This window comes from Lacrimispora sphenoides, assembly GCF_900105215.1.
GTDB classification, from domain to species: Bacteria; Bacillota; Clostridia; order Lachnospirales; family Lachnospiraceae; genus Lacrimispora; species Lacrimispora sphenoides_A.
This window is the reverse complement of record NZ_FOIP01000001.1, coordinates 2,268,520-2,286,811: the sequence shown is the minus strand read 5'-3', so window position 1 is coordinate 2,286,811 and position 18,292 is coordinate 2,268,520. Positions and strand designations below refer to the sequence as shown.

The window sequence follows — 18,292 nt, the reverse complement described above, 5'->3', positions numbered from 1 at the left end:
GCACTCTGTATGCGATGAAATTCTGTCAATCAAAACAGGAGTAATAGAATGCTTAGAATTTTTATACACCCATCAAGTCTATAAATTTACTGGCCGCCGTGGAAAGCGGCATATCCTTTTTAACGATAACCCTTAAACTTCGGGGAGGCAGCTTTTCCTGAATATTAAGCTTAAACAGGGAATTGCTTTTTAATTCCTTTTGTACATGTTCTTCTATGACACAAGCTACACCCAACCCTTTGATCGTGAATTCAATTATCAAATCCAAGTTACTTAATTCAATTTGTGGAGCTAAATTAATTCCATGAGATAAAAAATATTCATCAATATATGCTCTTGTGCTGCCTCCCTTTTGAAGCATGATAAACGGGTATTTTTGAGATAGCATATGAATAGAAATCGATTCGTCATATAAAGCTTTATACTTTTCACCGACAACAAAGCAGTCATGCATTTCTAAAGTTTTAATTGTATCGAATTTACCACTGTCAAGATTGTGAGGGTTAATGATACCTATATCAATTTTTCCCATGTCCAATAAGCGGGCTATTTCATAGCTTGGTTCGTCTTTAATATATATATATACGTCAGGATAGTTAAGATTATATTGACTGACATATTGCAGTAAATCATATTTGCAAACTGCGCTGCAAACTGCTAATCTCAACTGTCCTGACGTCATTTGTTTAAGTTCGGAAAACTTGTGTTCCCCAGCCTGTATTAAGCTATAACCTTGTTCAATATATCGATATAAGACTTCACCCTCAAGGGTCAGGGAAACACCCCTGGCATTTCTATAAAACAGTTCTCCGCCCAGCTTTTGCTCAAGCTGCTTAATCGCCTGGCTTAATGCGGGTTGTGACGTATATAATTCTTTTGCCGCTTTGGAGATGCTCCCAAGTTTTGCAGTTGTGTAGAAAATTCTATAAAGTTCTAAATTTATTAACATATAATATTTTAATATACCTCCTATACTAACTTGCAATTTTACTTATACCTTCTTTTTTATTATAATATGAGCATACAGTAGCGTCAATAGAATGTCACAAAGGATGCGTAAAGGTGGTATTCCTGTACTATTTTCTTTCGTTGGTATCTGGGATGGATTTGACATTGCAAGTGGGATTTAATGGGCAGCCCCGTTCAAATTTACTTATAGCAGGGGTAGCTATGATACAAAAATTTCAGATAAGTAAGAGGAGGATAAGCATTGAATAGAATATGCGTTTATTCAGGTTCTAATTTCGGCAATAGCCCTGAATATAAAAAGGCTGCATTGCAGCTTGGAGAAATACTGGCACAAAACAAAATCGATTTGGTTTATGGCGGCTCTAATGTAGGTTTAATGGGGGAATTGTCCAATCAGGTACTTAAAAATAATGGCAAGGTTATAGGTGTGATGCCGAAAGGACTTTTCCCCAAAGAAATTGCAAATGTGAATCTTACTCAATTTATTGAAGTTGCAGATATGCATGAGAGAAAGAAAAAAATGGCAGATTTGTCTAATGGTTTTATTGCGCTGCCCGGGGGTGTTGGAACATATGAAGAGTTATTGGAAACACTTAGTTGGGCACAGCTAAAGATTCATAGTAAACCAGTGGGGATTTTGAATGTGGCCCATTTCTTTGACCCCCTTATTGACATGATTGATCGAGCGATACAAGAAGGGTTTATGGACCACTCTAACAAAAAGCTCCTTCTGGCAGACAGCGATCCCAACCATCTGTTGGACAAAATGAAGACATATTCTCCACCAGAGCTGGGTATAAAATGGCGTGATTTACAAGCAAAATAGCATACATTAACTCAAACATAGCCGTCTGAGGAATACATTTTTATTCCTGCCATTAAGGGCCTTCCAAGGGCAGTGAAGCAATTGAGGGCCTTTTTATAGGGGTAAGAGCCGTGTATTGGCTGTTATAACTCAAAGTTCCAAAAATTATCGACTAAAATATCAGGGCCTCCACGGGTCAAATTTTCTCGCAGAAGCCCTGATAATATTCATATCATTCTTCTATTACATCAAAAGCCTCTCCAAATCAAGCATCCCCCAGCCCTGCTGATTTATGGGAAGACCCAGATCCACTGCCCGCTCTCTTAACATCAGTTTCACATCCCGGTTGGTCATATAGGGATATTTCTGAAGAAGAAGCGCAATTGCCCCTGAAACCAGGGGTGTCGACATTGAGGTTCCGCTTTTGGCAAGGTATTGCCCTGATTCGTTGGCGCAGCTGATAATCCCTGCCCCCGGAGCGATGATTTCCGGTTTGCAGATGCAGGCACCGGTGGGACCTCTTCCGGAATAATCAATCATCCGGTTTCCCATTACATTAACTTCTTTATAGTCATCTGAGCACCCCACAGTAATCACCTTCCGGCTGATTCCAGGAGTTGTGATCGTATTCATGCCTGGTCCCATGTTTCCTGCAGCCACACAGACCACCAGCCCGTCATCCCATGCCGCATTTACTCCTCGCACGAGAACAGAATTCTCTGTCATCCCCTTTTTCGAAAAGGAACCAACAGAAATATTTACAATCCTGATCCCATACCTTTCTCTGTTATCACGAATCCATTTAAGTCCGGCCAGCACATCGGAAGCATAGCCATTCCCTTTTTTATCCAATACCTTAAGCATAATGATATGACACTCTGGTGCAATGCCCATATACATTCCTCCGGAAGCGATGCCGCTGCCTCCAATGATTCCTGATATATGAGTCCCGTGACCGTTATCGTCATAGGTATCCCTTCTGCGGTGTACAATATCTACAAAAGCCGCCATTCTATGTTCAAAGTCCTCATGAAGATAAATCCCCGTATCGAGAACTGCAACTCCAATCCCACGCCCTGTATAGCCCATATGATGGGCAGCATCACAGTGTATTGCTTCTCTCACATGATTCACAGTCCATTACCTGATTCCTTTTTTATTAAGATATTCCGGTTTGGCTCATGTGGTTTCTTTTCCTCAAAAATACGAAGGAGATTTTAGTCAAATACCATTTACATTCTGCTTGTCCGTTCCTATAATGGATATAGAATAACAAGTAAGGAGATTATTATTATGGAAAATCATCGATCCGATGCCACTTTGCTGACACAGAACCTGATCCGCATCGACAGTACGGATCCCGGTGCATACGAAAAAAATATTGCCGAATATATTTTTAACCGGCTATCTTCCCTGTCTGTCCCTGTCATAAAAAAAGAGGTCCTGCCGGGCCGTTATAATATTATGGCAAAAATTAAAGGAGAAATCGACGACCCTGCTCTTGTTTATATCTGCCACATGGATACGGTAACCATTGGAGACGGCTGGACAACCGCCCCTCTTGGAGCGGAGGTTATTAATGGAAGGATTTATGGCCGGGGAGCCTGTGACATGAAATCCGGACTGGCCTGCGCTCTCTCCGCCTTTTCCGCCATGGCAGAGGCGGCGGCTTCCGGAAAAATCCCCAGGCATTCCTTTGTTTTCATCGGCACTGTTGATGAAGAAGATTTCATGCGGGGAGTTGAGGATGTGATAAAAGAAGGCTGGGTGACTAAAAAAAGCTTTGTTCTGGATACAGAGCCAACAAACGGACAGATCCAGGTTGCTCATAAAGGGCGTACCTGGTTTGAAGTCACCGTTACAGGAGTGACCGCCCATGCGAGCACTCCCTGGAAGGGGGCCGACGCCATTGCCGCTATGGCCGAGATCATATCTTCCATACGCCGCCGGATCGGAGAATGCCCCACTCATGAGGATCTGGGCATATCTACCGTCACATTCGGCCAGATCGAAGGAGGATACCGCCCATATGTGGTTCCTGACCAATGCAAAGTATGGATCGACATGCGCCTGGTGCCTCCTACAGATACAGCTGCTGCCATCTCCATTGTGGAACAGGCTATCCGGGAAGCTGCGATCGCTGTTCCAGGGATCACCTCTTCTTATGAGATCACAGGAGACAGGCCATTCATCGAAAAGGATGAAAACTCCTATTTATTAAAAGCCCTGAAAGCCGCAGCAGAGGAAACTACAGGAAAAACGGTCCCTGTTTCCTATTTCCCCGGGTACACCGACACCGCCGTCATCGCTGGTAAGCTTCACAATCCCAACTGCATGTCCTATGGTCCCGGAGACCTGGAACTGGCCCATAAGCCAGATGAATTTGTCCCCTGTGAAGATATCTTAAGATGCGAGGAAGTGCTCACCAGACTGGCACGCTCCATTATCTTTTAGTATTTTCTTCCGGGTCCGGAATTGAAGTGAACCCAAAATGTTGGTTAAAACGCTAACATGGAGGGCTCCTTTTTTATGTAAAAGAAGAAGAACGGGAAATAAACACCCATCGACTTAATTTCGACAGATGTTTCCAAAAGTAAATGGGGACTGTTGGATTCCACCTACTCTAATTCAACACCTTTTAGATATAATTGCTGCAGAATAAAATCATTTATTCGATTATTAATTTCTGTTTTATCATATAAGCCATTGCAAATGTCATAAAACGCACCTACACTAATCTCACAAACAATTTTTTTACTTCCTCTTTTCCGTTCAAACTGGAAGATTCCATCATCATAAAATATTGTATAATCTTCATTGCTTTCTAGTCCCCTTAAACAATTCCTTATACTTTTATTTCTGTAAGTACCAGGAAATAAATGCCAAGTTCTACCCATTATATCTTTCACCTCCATATTAATATTATATACCAAGGTTTGCCGAAAGAAAGTAAATATCACCTACAAATTTCGATAATTTTCTTATGCTAAAGTGCGATACGCGAGAATACAACTCCTTCCAATGAGACTTCTTTTAAGAGCAGTATTGAAGAAGAACTCTATGATGTCCTGTACTATACTCTTGCGCTCGCTAACCTGTATGACATTGATCTGGAATCATGGATTCCTGTAAAAGAACGTATAAACGATGAAAAATACGGAACCCACAATGCAGACAAACTCTTTTCAAATTAATGGCATGGACCTTTCCGAATAATGCCACTAATTGGTCATATTTATGTTACTAGTTGCGTAATACCTGTTATTTTTCAAATAGTTCATGAGGGAGAGTCCAGATTTTTTTGCAATTTTATCAACATCTGATTTTTCCTCGTGAAGATTGAATTAAGAAAATCTTCATAATCTATTCAAACAATATACAAACTTTTCTCGAGGCGGTGTGTTATACTAATACCATAAGAAATGCACAATGTATCAATTATCCTTTCACCCTTTTTGAAATCCGAAAATCCTAAGAAAAATCTCCCCTGTGTCATGTGGCACAGGGATTTTTCTGCCCAAATTAAGATAATACACGGTTTGCGGGTAAAAAACAGGAGAGAAGTTTCCTGAATCTCCGGAAACCATCTCTCCTTCTTTTATAATTTCTTACGAAAGTATTAATATTTCATATCCTTCAGCACGTCACAAAAATCAAAGGTGGCAAAATAATCCCTGGGAGTCTCCGCCCTGCGGATCATCTGAACGGATCCATCTTCTTTTAAGAGCAGCTCCGCAGACTTTAATTTCCCATTATAATTATATCCCATGGCAAAGCCATGAGCTCCCGTATCGTGAATGAAAAGCAGATCGCCTACGGATATCTCAGGCAGGTTCCGGTCAATGGCGAATTTGTCATTATTTTCACAGAGAGATCCCACCACATCATATTTATGGCCGCACACATCTCCCTCTTTTCCCATAACAGTGATATGATGGTAAGCGCCATACATAGCCGGTCTCATCAGATTTACCGTACAGGCATCAACGCCGATGTATTCCTTGTGGGTATGCTTCTCATGAATAGCCCTTGTTACGAGTCCGCCGTAAGGCCCAAGCATGAAGCGTCCAAGCTCTGTGTAAATTGCCACATCTCCCATTCCTTCCGGCACCAGAATTTCTTCATAAACCGCTCTGACCCCTTCACCGATGGCCTTGATGTCATTAGACTCCTCCCCCGGACGGTAAGGAATTCCGATTCCTCCTGACAGGTTAATGAAAGAGATATGGGCGCCCGTCTCCTTTTTAAGCTCTACCGCAAGCTCGAAAAGCACCTTTGCAAGAAGAGGATAATATTCATTGGTAACCGTGTTGCTCGCTAAAAATGCATGAATTCCGAAGTTTTTGGCTCCATTGCTTTTCAATATACGGAAGGCCTCAAACATCTGCTCGGTCGTCATCCCATATTTGGAATCTCCCGGATTATCCATAATGTCATTGCTGATCTTAAATATACCGCCCGGATTATATCGGCAGCTGATGGTCTCCGGAATATGCCCGATGGCTTTTTTAAGAAATTCTATATGAGTGATGTCGTCCAGATTGATGATACCGCCGATTTTGTCCGCATACTGGAATTCCTCGGCAGGCGTGTCATTGGATGAAAACATGATATCAGAGCCGGTAAAGCCAAGACAATCAGACATCATAAGCTCTGTCATGGATGAACAGTCCGCTCCGCACCCATAATCCTTTAAAATATTCAGGATAAATGGATTGGGCGTGGCCTTAACCGCAAAATACTCCCGGTACCCTTTATTCCAGGAAAACGCCTCCTTTAACTTCTGGGCATTCTCCCTGATTCCCTTTTCATCGTATAAATGAAAAGGCGTTGGATACTCTCTCGCGATCTCTTCTAACTTTTCCTTTGTAACAAATGGTCTCTTGTCCATAGCTTTCCTCTCCTCTCGTAGCTTACCATATGCAAAAAGAGCCTGTCTCCGGCACATCTGCTGTAAGCTACATTGTACCGGGGATAGACTCCTTTGTCTACACTTTTCTTGTATAATTATTCATAGCAGATGTAATCTGCGGTGTGCGCTTTTAAAACCTGCGGTTTTACTCGCTCACGGGCATCCCTTAATCTACGGTTACGACCCTCATGATGTTGGTATGTGCTGCCGGTTCATTTTTTCTTACCGGATTCACCACACCGGCAGTTACTACTACCGTTTCATTTTCCTTAACAATGCCTTTTGACTTTAACAGCTCCATGGAGGAATAAATCAAAACGTCAGTGGATTCTGCACGCTTTCCGTGGAATGGCTTTACGCCCCAGTATAACTGCATCTGGCGAAGGGCGGAAGCACTTGGGGACAGGCCGATGATCAGGCTTTCCGGTCTCCATTTGGATAACATCCTTGTAGTGAAGCCAGTGATGCTTGGCGCAACGATCACACTGGCACCCAGATCATGAGCTGTGGAAACGGAAGAATAACATACTGCATTGGATACATTATGCACATTAACAGCAGAAACCTTACGTTCTCTGTATGCGCTGTAATCCAGATGCTTTTCTGTCTCCTCTACGATGGAAGCCATCATGGAAAGAGCCTCAACCGGATATTTACCCATAGCAGTCTCGCCGGAAAGCATTACTGCATCTGTTCCGTCATAAACTGCATTTGCCACGTCCGTTACCTCTGCTCTGGTTGGGCGAGGATTGCGGATCATGGAATCTAACATCTGGGTTGCCGTAATAACAGGTTTGCAGGCTTCATTGCATTTTTCGATGATACTCTTCTGAATGAATGGAACCTCCTGGGCCGGGATCTCAACTCCCATGTCGCCGCGGGCAACCATGATGCCGTCGCTGGCTTCGATGATATCATCCAGATTTTCAATGCCTTCCGCATTTTCGATCTTGGCAATAACGGCCATGTTGGAACCATGCTCATCCAGGATTTTCTTAATTTCGCAAATGGCATCAGCGGTACGTACAAAGGAAGCTGCAATGAAATCAAAGCCCTGCTCGATACCAAATTTTATGTCCATTTTATCCTTGTCAGTAAGCGCCGGAAGCTTTACCTTAACATTAGGAACATTGACGCCTTTTCTCTCTCCCAGCTCGCCGCCGTTAATGATTTTGCATGTAATCTCTTTGCCCTTTACCTCGATGACTTCCAGTTCAATCAGGCCATCATCAATGAGGATACGGTTTCCTGGGACTACATCTTCATTCAGGCCATCATAGTTAATATGTCCTTTTGTTTCATCTCCAACGATTTCCTCTGTTGTCAGGATATAGATTTCTCCCTCTTTCAGATTCACCTTTTTGCCGTCCTTCAAAAGTCCGGTACGGATCTCCGGTCCTTTTGTGTCAAGAAGTGCTGCAATCGGAAGGTCAAGTTCCTCACGGATGCTCTTCAGTAAATTAAGGCGCATCTTCTGCTCCTCGTAATCACCGTGTGAAAAGTTGAATCTGGCAACATCCATGCCGTGCTCGGCAAGTGCCTTCATCATTGCGTAATCGTTGGTATTAGGTCCCATGGTGCAAATAATCTTGGTTCTCTTCATCGTTATCCTCCGTAGCTAGTTGGTCGTATCACCGGTTGTGGGGTTGGACGGTGTTACATGTTTATGTGTATACAAATGCTCAGAACAGTATTCAAAACTGCCTTCGCATTTTGAACAATAACGGAATTCCAGGTTTGGGGAATCCTTTTCGGTCCGCCCGCAAACGGCACACCGGTGGTGTGTCCAGCCCTGGGGCTTTATCTTCATCTGCTTATTAAAATTTTGCTTTCTTTTGATCTCTTTTGGATTGAACCGGCTTAAATTCCGTGTCAAAACGAAAAAGATGATAAAGTTCAATAAGGACATGAATATCGTGACTCTGGTCGCTATATTGCCAGTGATAAAGCCATACAGGAAATAGATTCCGTTAAAGATGGCCAGCCATTTGGCTTTTATAGGAATCACGAAAAACAAAAGGAATTCCAAATCCGGAAATGTGGCGGCAAAGGCAAAGAACAGGGAATAATTGAGAAATTCCGTTGTCAGATATACCGTCTTTCCCATGAAAACATACACGATCAGCGCCGCCGCCACATGACCGATGACTCCCATGAAGAAATAGACATTAAAACGGAATGCTCCCCAGATCCTCTCTAAGTTTACTCCCAGCATGTAATACAAATACATGCTGATCAGGCTTAAGAACGTGCCGCCTCCCGGCGGATAAATCATAAAAGTGGCTATTCTCCACACCTGGCCGCTAAGTATCTTCCCAGCGTCAAGGGACAGGTACTGCCAGTAAAATCCCGGTGCGAGCATCTCCATTAAGAGTCCCACACCATACATACCGATGATATAGTACATCAGATTCGGAATCGCATACTTTCTGAATCTGTGTTCAAAATTATAAAAAAACTTCATGCTTTCCTCATTTCTGCCCACGCTTTTTGGGCATAAAGGTATACCCCCAGGGTGTCTCCTCTTCTCTGCTAAAGCTAAAACAGATCCTTTTTAGAAAAAATCCACGCTACAATCAGCGTCAGGGCCAGAGTCAGACCTAAAACGATGATAAAGCCATGAGGATTATCCGCAAAAGGCATGCCAAGGGAATTAACATTCATTCCGTAAAAGCTTGCCACCATAGTTGGTATGGACATAACAATGGTGATGGTTGCCAGAAACTTCATTACAATATTTAGGTTATTGGATATAACGGAAGCAAATGCGTCCATGGTCCCGCTTAAAATCCCGCTGTAGATGTTTGCCATCTCGATCGCCTGCTTGTTTTCTACGATGACATCCTCCAGAAGCTCCGTATCCTCGGGGTACTTCTTGATTTTTTCGTTTCTCATCAGTTTTTCAAGCACCATCTCATTGGAGCGTAAAGATGTGGTAAAGTATACAAGGCTCTTTTCCAGCTGCAACAGCTCGATAAGTTCCCGGTTTTTAGTGGATTTATGAAGCTTCTCTTCCACCTCCCCACTCTTTTTATCAATAATCCTTAAATATTGCAGATACAAAGATGCATTCTTATAAAGAATCTGCAGGATAAACCGGGTTTTCATATAGGTGTGGAAATCCCTCACCCTGCCATCCATAAATGCATTAAGAACTGTAGTCTCTTCCAGACAGACTGTAATGATTGCATCTTCTGTCGTTATGATACCCATTGGTATGGTAACATACCAGTCCTTGCCGCCGCGTTCCTCTACGGTGGGAACGTCCACCAGGATAAGCGTGTAATGATCCTCCGTCTGGATACGGGAACGTTCTTCCTCATCAAGAGGAGCCCTTAAGTCATCGGGATCGATTTTACAGGTGTTGGCGATTTCCAGGATCTCTGTGGCAGTAGGATTTGTAAGGGCGATCCAGGAACCGGGAGAAAGCTCATCCTTTTGCTGAATCAGGCCGTCTTCTGTTTTATAAATCTGAATCATAGCATTTCTCTCTTTCACTGAAAAATCTAAATAGAAACGTTGGCAGACTTTGACTTATACATTATAATTTCCCAGGCCATTTTTGTCAAATGAAAAGGAACCTCTTTTCGTTAACTTAAACAAATTTTACTAGAATTAACATTTTTTTAGCATGTTATGGCAATTGTATTATTTCTTATTTTATGTTAAACTGATGTTCGGTGAGTCAGCAACTTACTTTTACACAAAAGGAGGCAGGGGATACCCCGCACATATGATTACATATCACACACTAGGAATCGATATCGGTTCAACAACGGTTAAAATAGCTGTATTAAACGAAGACCATGAGATCTTGTTCGCTGATTATGAGCGGCATTTTGCAAACATACAGGAAACACTGGCAGGCCTTTTAAAGAAGGCCTTTGATAAGTTGGGCCCTATAGAAATACGCCCTGCCATCACAGGCTCTGGTGGATTAACTCTGTCCAAGCATTTAAAGGTTCCCTTTGTCCAGGAGGTAGTATCGGTCGCAACCTCTCTTAAGGATTATGCCCCACAGACCGACGTGGCAATCGAACTCGGCGGAGAAGATGCAAAAATTATTTACTTCACCGGCGGCATTGACCAGCGTATGAACGGGATCTGTGCCGGCGGCACCGGGTCCTTTATCGATCAGATGGCAGCGCTTTTACAGACCGATGCCTCCGGTTTAAATGATTATGCGGCCAATTATAAGGCCATTTACCCCATTGCCGCGCGCTGCGGCGTATTTGCTAAAACGGACATCCAGCCGCTCATCAATGAAGGGGCTACCAGAGAAGATCTTGCTGCTTCCATTTTTCAGGCAGTGGTGAATCAGACCATCAGCGGTCTGGCATGCGGAAAGCCCATCAGGGGCCATGTGGCCTTCTTAGGCGGCCCGCTCCATTTCCTACCGGAGCTTCAGAAGGCATTTGTCCGCACCCTCCATTTATCTGGAGATGAGATCATCGCTCCGGAGCATTCCCACTTATTTGCTGCCACAGGTGCGGCCATGAATGCAGAGGAAACACAAGGAGGGGAGATCTCCCTTAAGGAACTGATCGGCCGCTTATCTTCCGGCATCCGAATGGAATTTGAAGTAAAGCGCATGGAACCCCTGTTTGCGGATCAGGCTGATTTTGACGCATTCATAGACCGTCACAACAGCCACTGCGTTAAAACCAGTGATTTATCCTCCTACCATGGAAAATGCTTTTTAGGCATCGATGCAGGCTCCACCACCACAAAGGTGGCTCTTGTAGGCGAAGACGGCACCCTGTTATATAAATTTTACAGCAGCAACAATGGAAGTCCGCTTGCAACAGCGATCCGGGCCATGGGTGAAATCAAGGAGCAATTGCCAAAGGACAGCCAGATCGTATGGTCCTGTTCGACTGGATACGGTGAAGCCCTCTTAAAATCAGCATTCCTGCTTGATGAAGGAGAGGTGGAGACCATCTCCCACTACTATGCGGCCGCCTTCTTTGAACCAAAGGTAGACTGCATCTTGGATATCGGCGGTCAGGATATGAAATGCATCCGCATTAAAAACGGCACCGTGGACAGCGTTCAGTTAAACGAAGCATGCTCCTCGGGCTGCGGCTCCTTTATCGAAACCTTTGCCAACTCTCTAAACTACCAGGTAGAGAATTTTGCACAGGAAGCCGTGTTTGCCAAGAACCCCACCGACTTAGGGACCAGATGCACGGTATTCATGAATTCCAACGTAAAGCAGGCCCAAAAGGAAGGGGCCGAGGTATCCGATATCTCTGCAGGGCTTGCTTATTCAGTCATTAAAAACGCCCTGTTTAAAGTAATAAAAATTACAAATGCTTCTGATTTAGGCCAGCATGTGGTGGTCCAGGGCGGTACCTTCTACAACAACGCCGTTTTAAGAAGCTTTGAAAAGATCGCAGGCTGCGAAGCCATCAGGCCTGATATTGCAGGCATCATGGGAGCCTTTGGTGCTGCTCTTATCGCAAGAGAACGCTATGAGGAATCCAAAACAACCACCATGCTGAGCCTGGATAAAATTCTGGGACTGCATTACGAAACCTCCATGGCCCGGTGCAAGGGCTGTACCAACAACTGTGTGCTTACCGTTAACCGTTTTGACGGAGGGCGTCAGTTTATAACGGGAAACCGCTGTGAACGAGGCCTTGGCAAGGAAAAAGCAAAGAGGGAAATACCAAACCTCTTTGATTACAAAAACCGCCGTATGTTTGATTACGAGCCCCTTAGCCCGGATCTTGCAGAGCGGGGTACCATCGGCATTCCCAGGGTCCTAAACATGTATGAAAACTACCCCTTCTGGGCTGTTTTCTTTAAGGAACTGAAATTCCGTACCGTGCTTTCCCCTCAGTCCACCAAAAAGATTTATGAACTGGGCATTGAATCCATACCAAGCGAATCGGAATGCTATCCGGCAAAGATCGCCCACGGACACATTGAATGGCTGATCAAACAGGGAATTAAAACCATATTTTATCCCTGCATTCCCTATGAACGGAATGAAACCCCTGGTGCAGGAAACCATTTTAACTGTCCCATTGTCACCTCCTACGCAGAGAACATTAAAAACAACGTGGAAGGTATTAAATCGGAAAATATCCGCTTTTTGAACCCGTTCATGGCCTTTACCAATGAAGAAATACTTACCGGACGCTTAACAGAGGTATTTGTTAAGGAATTCCAGATTCCAGCGTCTGAAGTTGCTGCTGCCGCCGGGAAGGGCTGGGCGGAGCTCATGGCTTCCAGGTCCGATATGGAGAAAAAGGGCGAGGAAACTTTAAAGTGGCTGGAAGACAATGACCGGCATGGTATCGTGCTGGCGGGCCGCCCCTATCACGTGGATCCGGAAATCAACCACGGCATCCCGGAACTTATCACTTCCTATGGATTTGCAGTGCTTACGGAGGATTCCATTTCCCATCTGGCTGAAATTGAACGCCCTCTGGTGGTTACTGACCAGTGGATGTACCACACCAGGCTTTACCAGGCCGCCGCTCTTGTAAAAAAAGAGAGCCGCCTGGACTTGATCCAGCTGAATTCCTTTGGCTGCGGTCTGGATGCCGTTACCACAGACCAGGTTAATGACATCTTAACCGGCTCCGGCAAGATCTATACGGTTTTAAAGATCGATGAGGTCAATAACCTGGGAGCTGCCAGGATCCGCATTCGTTCCCTGATTGCGGCGCTGCGGGTGCGTGACAAACGCCACTACGAGCAAAAGGTAGTTTCCAGCGCTTATCATAGGATTATGTTTACCAAAGAGATGAAGAAGGATTACACCATCCTGTGTCCTCAGATGTCTCCCCTTCATTTTGATTTAATTGAACCAGCCATCCGTTCCTTTGGCTACCGGGTGGAGGTCCTTCAAAACGACAACCGCTCTGCCATTGATACCGGGTTAAAATACGTAAACAACGATGCCTGCTACCCGTCCCTAATCGTGGTAGGCCAAATCATGGATGCACTTCTTTCCGGTAAATACGATTTAGACCGCACTGCGGTGTTCATGAGCCAGACCGGAGGCGGATGCCGGGCTTCCAATTATATCGGCTTCATCAGGCGCGCCCTGGAGAAAGCAGATATGGGGCATATCCCGGTCATTTCCGTCAATGCAAACAACATGGAGTCGAACCCTGGATTCACCATCACTCTGCCCATGCTGACAAAGGCCATGCAGGCAGTGGTATACGGCGACGTCTTTATGAGAGTGTTATATGCAACACGCCCCTATGAGAAGGTACCAGGCTCAGCCAACTCCCTTCATGACAAATGGAAAGAGGTGTGCATCGAATCCCTGTCCAGGAAATCTCCGGACATGATGACCTTCTCCCGTAACATAAAGGGAATTATCAGGGATTTTGACAATCTTCCAAGAACTGCCGTTCAGAAGCCCAAGGTAGGAATCGTAGGAGAAATCCTTGTTAAGTTTTCACCTCTGGCTAACAATCACATTGTAGAGCTGCTGGAATCAGAAGGTGCAGAAGCTGTTATGCCGGACCTGATGGACTTCCTTTTATACTGCTTCTACAACAATAACTTTAAGGCCCAGAAATTAGGCGGCAAAAAAACCACCGCAGCCTTATCCAATATGGGGATCTCCCTGCTTGAATATTTCCGCAGGACTTCAAAGAAGGAGCTGTTAAAGAGCAAACACTTCACAGCCCCGGCCCACATCGGAAATCTGGCGGATATGGCAAAGGAATTTGTATCCATCGGAAACCAGACCGGCGAAGGTTGGTTCTTGACTGGAGAAATGCTGGAGCTGATCCACAGCGGCACCAATAATATCGTGTGCACCCAGCCCTTTGGCTGCCTCCCCAACCACATCGTTGGAAAGGGCGTCATTAAGGAGTTGCGGAAAGCTTATCCTGACTCTAATATCATTGCCGTGGATTATGATCCCGGCGCAAGCGAGGTAAACCAGTTAAACCGAATCAAGCTGATGCTCTCTACTGCCCAGAAAAATATGCGCAGAGGGGAAAATCCATCAGAGACGATATAAAAAAGATACCGGGAAGAATCGAACGATCTTCCCGGTATCTTTTTTATTGTAAAAATCCTGGAAACGGTCTGGCACAGGAAAATATCCAGAGTAGACTTCCACGATAATACATGGCAACATATACAAAAAACTTTCGTATAAAATATACATTTTATACTAATTGTCAAATCTCTGCACTAAGTAGAGTGAAGCAAATTGTTCTTTATTTTGCCCGATAATGTTGCTATACTACATGACATAAGTAGTATATGGTAATATTTACGGTTAATTTATGAAATTATCCAGATTAATCGGTCGTTTTGCATGGTACTTGGAGGAAGGAAACAAGATGGGAAAAGGGGGATGCAGGTGTTTACAGGCAGGGAAATTCAAGTTGCAGGCAAAATACTGTCCGCCAAGGGCAGCATTCGAATCAAGGATTTAGCTGACGAGTTCCAGGTAAGCTCCCGGACCGTACAATACGATTTGGAAAATATAAAGTTCTTTTTTAAGAAACAAGGCATTGAGTATTGTTCAAGTCCCGGCAAAGGCATTTGGGTGAATTGTATGAAACAACAGAGAGAACATGCCCTTGCCGAGCTTTCACAGCAGCAGAAAATAAACATCCATCTTAGCCAGGAAACCCGGGTCAGGCATATTTTGCTGCAGCTTCTGTTCCGCGAAGGTTATATTACCGCAGGCGTGCTTGCAGAAGAGCTTAATGTAAGCCGCGGCACAATCTTAAGCGACATGGACTATGTGAATGTTTTTCTTGAAGGCAGCGGACTGTTTTTTAAAAGGCAGGTGCGTCTCGGCTATCGCTTAGACGGCTCGGAAATCGCTCTGCGTTCTCTGGCTGAGAAGCTTTTGCGCGACAGTATGTCAGTTTATGATATCTACAAAATGATTGACAGAATAAAGGACGGTATCTCAAAGGAAACGCCGCCCTTACAGTTAAGCGGAGTCTCTGCCGGAGATTATAAAGTGGTTGAGGAAATGATGATCCGTGCATACCGCGACCATGGTTCGGTGCTTCTGGAGGAAAATATCGTGATCATGGTAACCCGCCTGCTGGTCAGCCTGGCCAGAGTTCGCATAAAGAAATACATTGGGGATTCCATGCAGGAGGCGTTAAAGGATGAAAGTGGACTTTCACTTTATTGGTGCGAGGTTTATGAAAAAAACAATCTTCCCACATTGCAGGATGAATTCGATTATGTACAGGGACGTTACCAGAAGACACAAATGCAGGTAGATGTTGCGGGGTTAAGCGTAGACCTGATACAGAAGGTCAGCATCATGGAGAACTTTCCGTATTATGAAGACAATACGCTGTATTCAAGACTTTTAAACCATCTGCGCCATGACCTTTCCCATATGTTTTCAACCGAAAAAAATGATACTGACCGAAACCCCTTCCATGACCTGATTATCAAAAACCACTACCATCTCTATAAGAGCATAAGGACCGTATGCAGGCATCACATTGATGATGCGTATCTGTTTCCCAATGAATCTTTTATATCCTATCTTGCGCTGCATTTTCTGGTGGCACAGAAGAATTTGGGTGTCGGGCGGAAAATGAGGGTCGTATTCGTATGTGCTACGGGACGGGGAGCTGCAAAGCTTATAGAAAGAATGCTGGAAGCCGAGATCCGGCGCCTGGAAGTCGTAAAGCACTGCTCTCTTTCAGAGGTAACCGAAGTGGTGGAGCACTCGAAGCCTGACTTTATCATAAGCATATTTCCCATAGAAGCAACGGTGCCTGTGGTAGTTGTAGAACCCCTTCCCACAAAGGCGGATATTGAGTCCATCCGTAAGCTTATTGACGACCGGACGGAAGATAACGAGATTCTCAACAGCAGCCAGCCCGTTACCCTGAGCATGGACAGCAACAAGCAGGAGGAGGTTTCCCAGGAAGTCATTCTGGCAGGCTTAAAAATATATGCTGTACTTCAGGAACATCCCGTTTACGCAGTAAAGCAAGGTCTGGAACTCGCTTTTCTTGCACATGTCATGCTGCTTGCCAACCGCTATGTATTCGACAAGCAGTTTACCGCCAAATCCAAAGAGGAACGGCCTTTGGACTGCCTCTTAAAAAACAGAATGTCTGAAGTTGGAATTTTCTTAACCCTTGATGAAATTCAGGCGCTCACTTATTACTTTAAGGAACAAGGAGAGATCATATGACAAACACCATGATTATCAAACATGCAGAGGTAATCGATCCTTCAGCTGGCAAAACCCAAAAAAGGGATTTATGCATCTTAGACGGACGCTTTGCCGGGATGCCGGACAGGATCGGGGATATTCCGGTATTTGATGCCGCCGGCTGCTATGCTGCGCCAGGTTTTGTAGACAGCCACGTCCATGTTTTTGAAAACCATGCCCCTATTTCCATTTCTGCGGATCAAATCGGCATACGTCAAGGCGTGCTCACGGTCGTTGACGCAGGAAGCACCGGCGTAAAGGATTTCGACTTTTTTGAAAAGGAAATCATAAACAGAAACAGCACTGATGTCCGATTCTTTTTAAACATCGCCCGCAGCGGTCTTTGCGCCGGACTAAGTGAGCTTGCTGACATGGATGATTTAATGACACCGGAGGAGCTTTCGCGCTTTCAGAAACAGCATGGAAGTCACATTGTAGGTCTTAAGGTCCGTATGAGCGGTTCCGTGGTAAAGGAAAATGGAATCCATCCCCTCGTCTATGCCCGTGAGCTTTCCGACAAATCGGGTCTGCCGCTTATGATACATATAGGAAACCAGCCGCCAAAGCTTCATGAAGTTCTTGATTTGCTCCGCCAGGGAGACATCGTAACCCACTGCTTCCATGGTAAGGCAGGCGGCGTAGCGGATTACCCCAGAGAATTTGTTTCAGCCGCAAGCAGGGGAGTAAGGTTTGACGTAGGCCACGGCTCGTCAAGCTTCTCTTCCGATACGGTTCCACGGGTCATGGGCATTTATCCGGTTGATTTTACAATATCCACAGATTTATACAGCAGAAATTTTGAAAGCCCGGTTGGCAGCCTTATGGACACAATGACAAAATTCCTGCCCTATGGCTTTACCGTAGAGGATCTGGTACGCCGGGTAACAGATTTGCCCCGCAAATTCTTAGGGCTCTCTCCCGCCGCCATCAAGTTGGGAGAACCTGCAGACCTAACAATTTTCAGAATAAATCAGGGGGCTAAGGAACTCGTGGACTCCGAAGGAAAGGCAATAAGCGTAACCCGGTATTTTAAGCCGGTTGCCGCAATTATGAAGGGAAAGAAGGTGTGGGGCAATGAGTTCTGATTTTAAAATGGGTGATGACATCCGTCAAATCATACAGGCTTGCAAAGAACCTGAAAAAGCTCAGGCGGTCATTGAATGGCTGGCAGAAAGATGCCGGTCAGACGGTATTCCATTTGAAGATTACAGATGGAAGTCATTGGTAAACCATGTATGTGCAATGATTGACCGCAGCTTAACGGGCGAGATTCTCGACATCGACCCCGAGTTGTTTCGGGATGTATCTGCCGATTCCATCATGCTGTCAAAGAATATTGTGGATGTTGTCGGTGGAATTGCGGACGAGGAAAAATACCTGCTGTCCATCCATTTTGAAGGAGTCAAAGAAAGCATATAGC

13 protein-coding genes are annotated in these 18,292 nt (G+C 44.8%); 6 read left to right on the top strand and 7 right to left on the bottom strand.

Going from position 1 to position 18,292, the window contains the following annotated elements; all coding sequences use genetic code 11:
- Positions 1-61: 61 nt before the first annotated feature.
- Entirely contained in the window at positions 62-985 is a 924-nt protein-coding gene (locus BMW45_RS10410; protein ID WP_330390730.1) for a LysR family transcriptional regulator, read from the bottom strand.
- 225 nt (positions 986-1,210) lie between these two features.
- On the opposite strand from BMW45_RS10410, the gene BMW45_RS10405 reads away from it, so the two are divergent.
- Positions 1,211-1,795 (top strand): LOG family protein, encoded by a 585-nt coding sequence (locus BMW45_RS10405; RefSeq protein ID WP_092243069.1) that lies wholly within the window; start codon positions 1,211-1,213, stop codon positions 1,793-1,795.
- A gap of 222 nt (positions 1,796-2,017) precedes the next feature.
- Here the strand turns inward: BMW45_RS10405 and BMW45_RS10400 are convergent, their stop codons facing one another.
- Positions 2,018-2,908 (bottom strand): S8 family peptidase, encoded by an 891-nt coding sequence (locus tag BMW45_RS10400; protein WP_025229917.1) that lies wholly within the window; start codon positions 2,906-2,908, stop codon positions 2,018-2,020.
- Between the two features lie 159 nt (positions 2,909-3,067).
- On the opposite strand from BMW45_RS10400, the gene BMW45_RS10395 reads away from it, so the two are divergent.
- Positions 3,068-4,228, top strand: coding sequence for a M20 family metallopeptidase (locus tag BMW45_RS10395; RefSeq protein WP_092243066.1), 1,161 nt, complete (start codon positions 3,068-3,070; stop codon positions 4,226-4,228).
- 164 nt (positions 4,229-4,392) lie between these two features.
- Here BMW45_RS10395 and BMW45_RS10390 read toward each other — a convergent pair whose 3' ends face one another.
- From BMW45_RS10390 to BMW45_RS10370, 5 genes are all read right to left on the bottom strand, one after another.
- Entirely contained in the window at positions 4,393-4,671 is a 279-nt protein-coding gene (locus BMW45_RS10390) for a hypothetical protein (RefSeq protein WP_025229919.1), read from the bottom strand.
- 722 nt (positions 4,672-5,393) lie between these two features.
- Positions 5,394-6,665 (bottom strand): diaminopimelate decarboxylase, encoded by a 1,272-nt coding sequence (locus tag BMW45_RS10385; RefSeq protein ID WP_092243062.1) that lies wholly within the window; start codon positions 6,663-6,665, stop codon positions 5,394-5,396.
- Between the two features lie 187 nt (positions 6,666-6,852).
- Complete coding sequence (gene pyk, locus BMW45_RS10380) at positions 6,853-8,289, bottom strand: pyruvate kinase (protein ID WP_092243059.1); 1,437 nt, start codon at positions 8,287-8,289, stop codon at positions 6,853-6,855.
- 15 nt (positions 8,290-8,304) lie between these two features.
- Positions 8,305-9,150, bottom strand: coding sequence for a rhomboid family protein (locus BMW45_RS10375; RefSeq protein WP_025229922.1), 846 nt, complete (start codon positions 9,148-9,150; stop codon positions 8,305-8,307).
- 74 nt (positions 9,151-9,224) lie between these two features.
- Positions 9,225-10,166, bottom strand: a complete 942-nt coding sequence (locus BMW45_RS10370; RefSeq protein WP_092243056.1) for a magnesium transporter CorA family protein — start codon at positions 10,164-10,166, stop codon at positions 9,225-9,227.
- A 253-nt stretch (positions 10,167-10,419) separates the two neighbouring features.
- Here BMW45_RS10370 and BMW45_RS10365 point away from each other — a divergent pair, with 253 nt between their 5' ends.
- The 4 genes from BMW45_RS10365 to BMW45_RS10350 all read left to right on the top strand — a co-directional run bounded on the left by BMW45_RS10365 (position 10,420) and on the right by BMW45_RS10350 (position 18,291).
- Entirely contained in the window at positions 10,420-14,682 is a 4,263-nt protein-coding gene (locus BMW45_RS10365; RefSeq protein ID WP_092243054.1) for a 2-hydroxyacyl-CoA dehydratase, read from the top strand.
- 546 nt (positions 14,683-15,228) lie between these two features.
- Positions 15,229-16,851, top strand: coding sequence for a BglG family transcription antiterminator (locus BMW45_RS10360; protein ID WP_166433313.1), 1,623 nt, complete (start codon positions 15,229-15,231; stop codon positions 16,849-16,851).
- Positions 16,848-17,957, top strand: a complete 1,110-nt coding sequence (locus tag BMW45_RS10355) for an amidohydrolase/deacetylase family metallohydrolase (protein WP_092243048.1) — start codon at positions 16,848-16,850, stop codon at positions 17,955-17,957. The genes BMW45_RS10360 and BMW45_RS10355 overlap by 4 nt, the downstream gene beginning before the upstream one ends.
- Positions 17,947-18,291 (top strand): hypothetical protein, encoded by a 345-nt coding sequence (locus BMW45_RS10350; protein WP_092243044.1) that lies wholly within the window; start codon positions 17,947-17,949, stop codon positions 18,289-18,291. Before BMW45_RS10355 ends, BMW45_RS10350 begins: the two co-directional genes overlap by 11 nt.
- Position 18,292 lies beyond the last annotated feature (1 nt).

Excerpts from the sequence above, each read along its gene's own strand:
- BMW45_RS10365 (WP_092243054.1), top strand. The coding sequence starts at position 10,420 with ATGATTACATATCACACACTAGGAATCGATATCGGTTCAACAACGGTT.
- BMW45_RS10355 (WP_092243048.1), top strand. The coding sequence starts at position 16,848 with ATGACAAACACCATGATTATCAAACATGCAGAGGTAATCGATCCTTCA.
- BMW45_RS10385 (WP_092243062.1), bottom strand. The coding sequence starts at position 6,665 with ATGGACAAGAGACCATTTGTTACAAAGGAAAAGTTAGAAGAGATCGCG.
- BMW45_RS10350 (WP_092243044.1), top strand. The coding sequence starts at position 17,947 with ATGAGTTCTGATTTTAAAATGGGTGATGACATCCGTCAAATCATACAG.
- BMW45_RS10370 (WP_092243056.1), bottom strand. The coding sequence starts at position 10,166 with ATGATTCAGATTTATAAAACAGAAGACGGCCTGATTCAGCAAAAGGAT.
- BMW45_RS10395 (WP_092243066.1), top strand. The coding sequence starts at position 3,068 with ATGGAAAATCATCGATCCGATGCCACTTTGCTGACACAGAACCTGATC.
- BMW45_RS10375 (WP_025229922.1), bottom strand. The coding sequence starts at position 9,150 with ATGAAGTTTTTTTATAATTTTGAACACAGATTCAGAAAGTATGCGATT.
- pyk (WP_092243059.1), bottom strand. The coding sequence starts at position 8,289 with ATGAAGAGAACCAAGATTATTTGCACCATGGGACCTAATACCAACGAT.
- BMW45_RS10360 (WP_166433313.1), top strand. The coding sequence starts at position 15,229 with ATGAAACAACAGAGAGAACATGCCCTTGCCGAGCTTTCACAGCAGCAG.
- BMW45_RS10390 (WP_025229919.1), bottom strand. The coding sequence starts at position 4,671 with ATGGGTAGAACTTGGCATTTATTTCCTGGTACTTACAGAAATAAAAGT.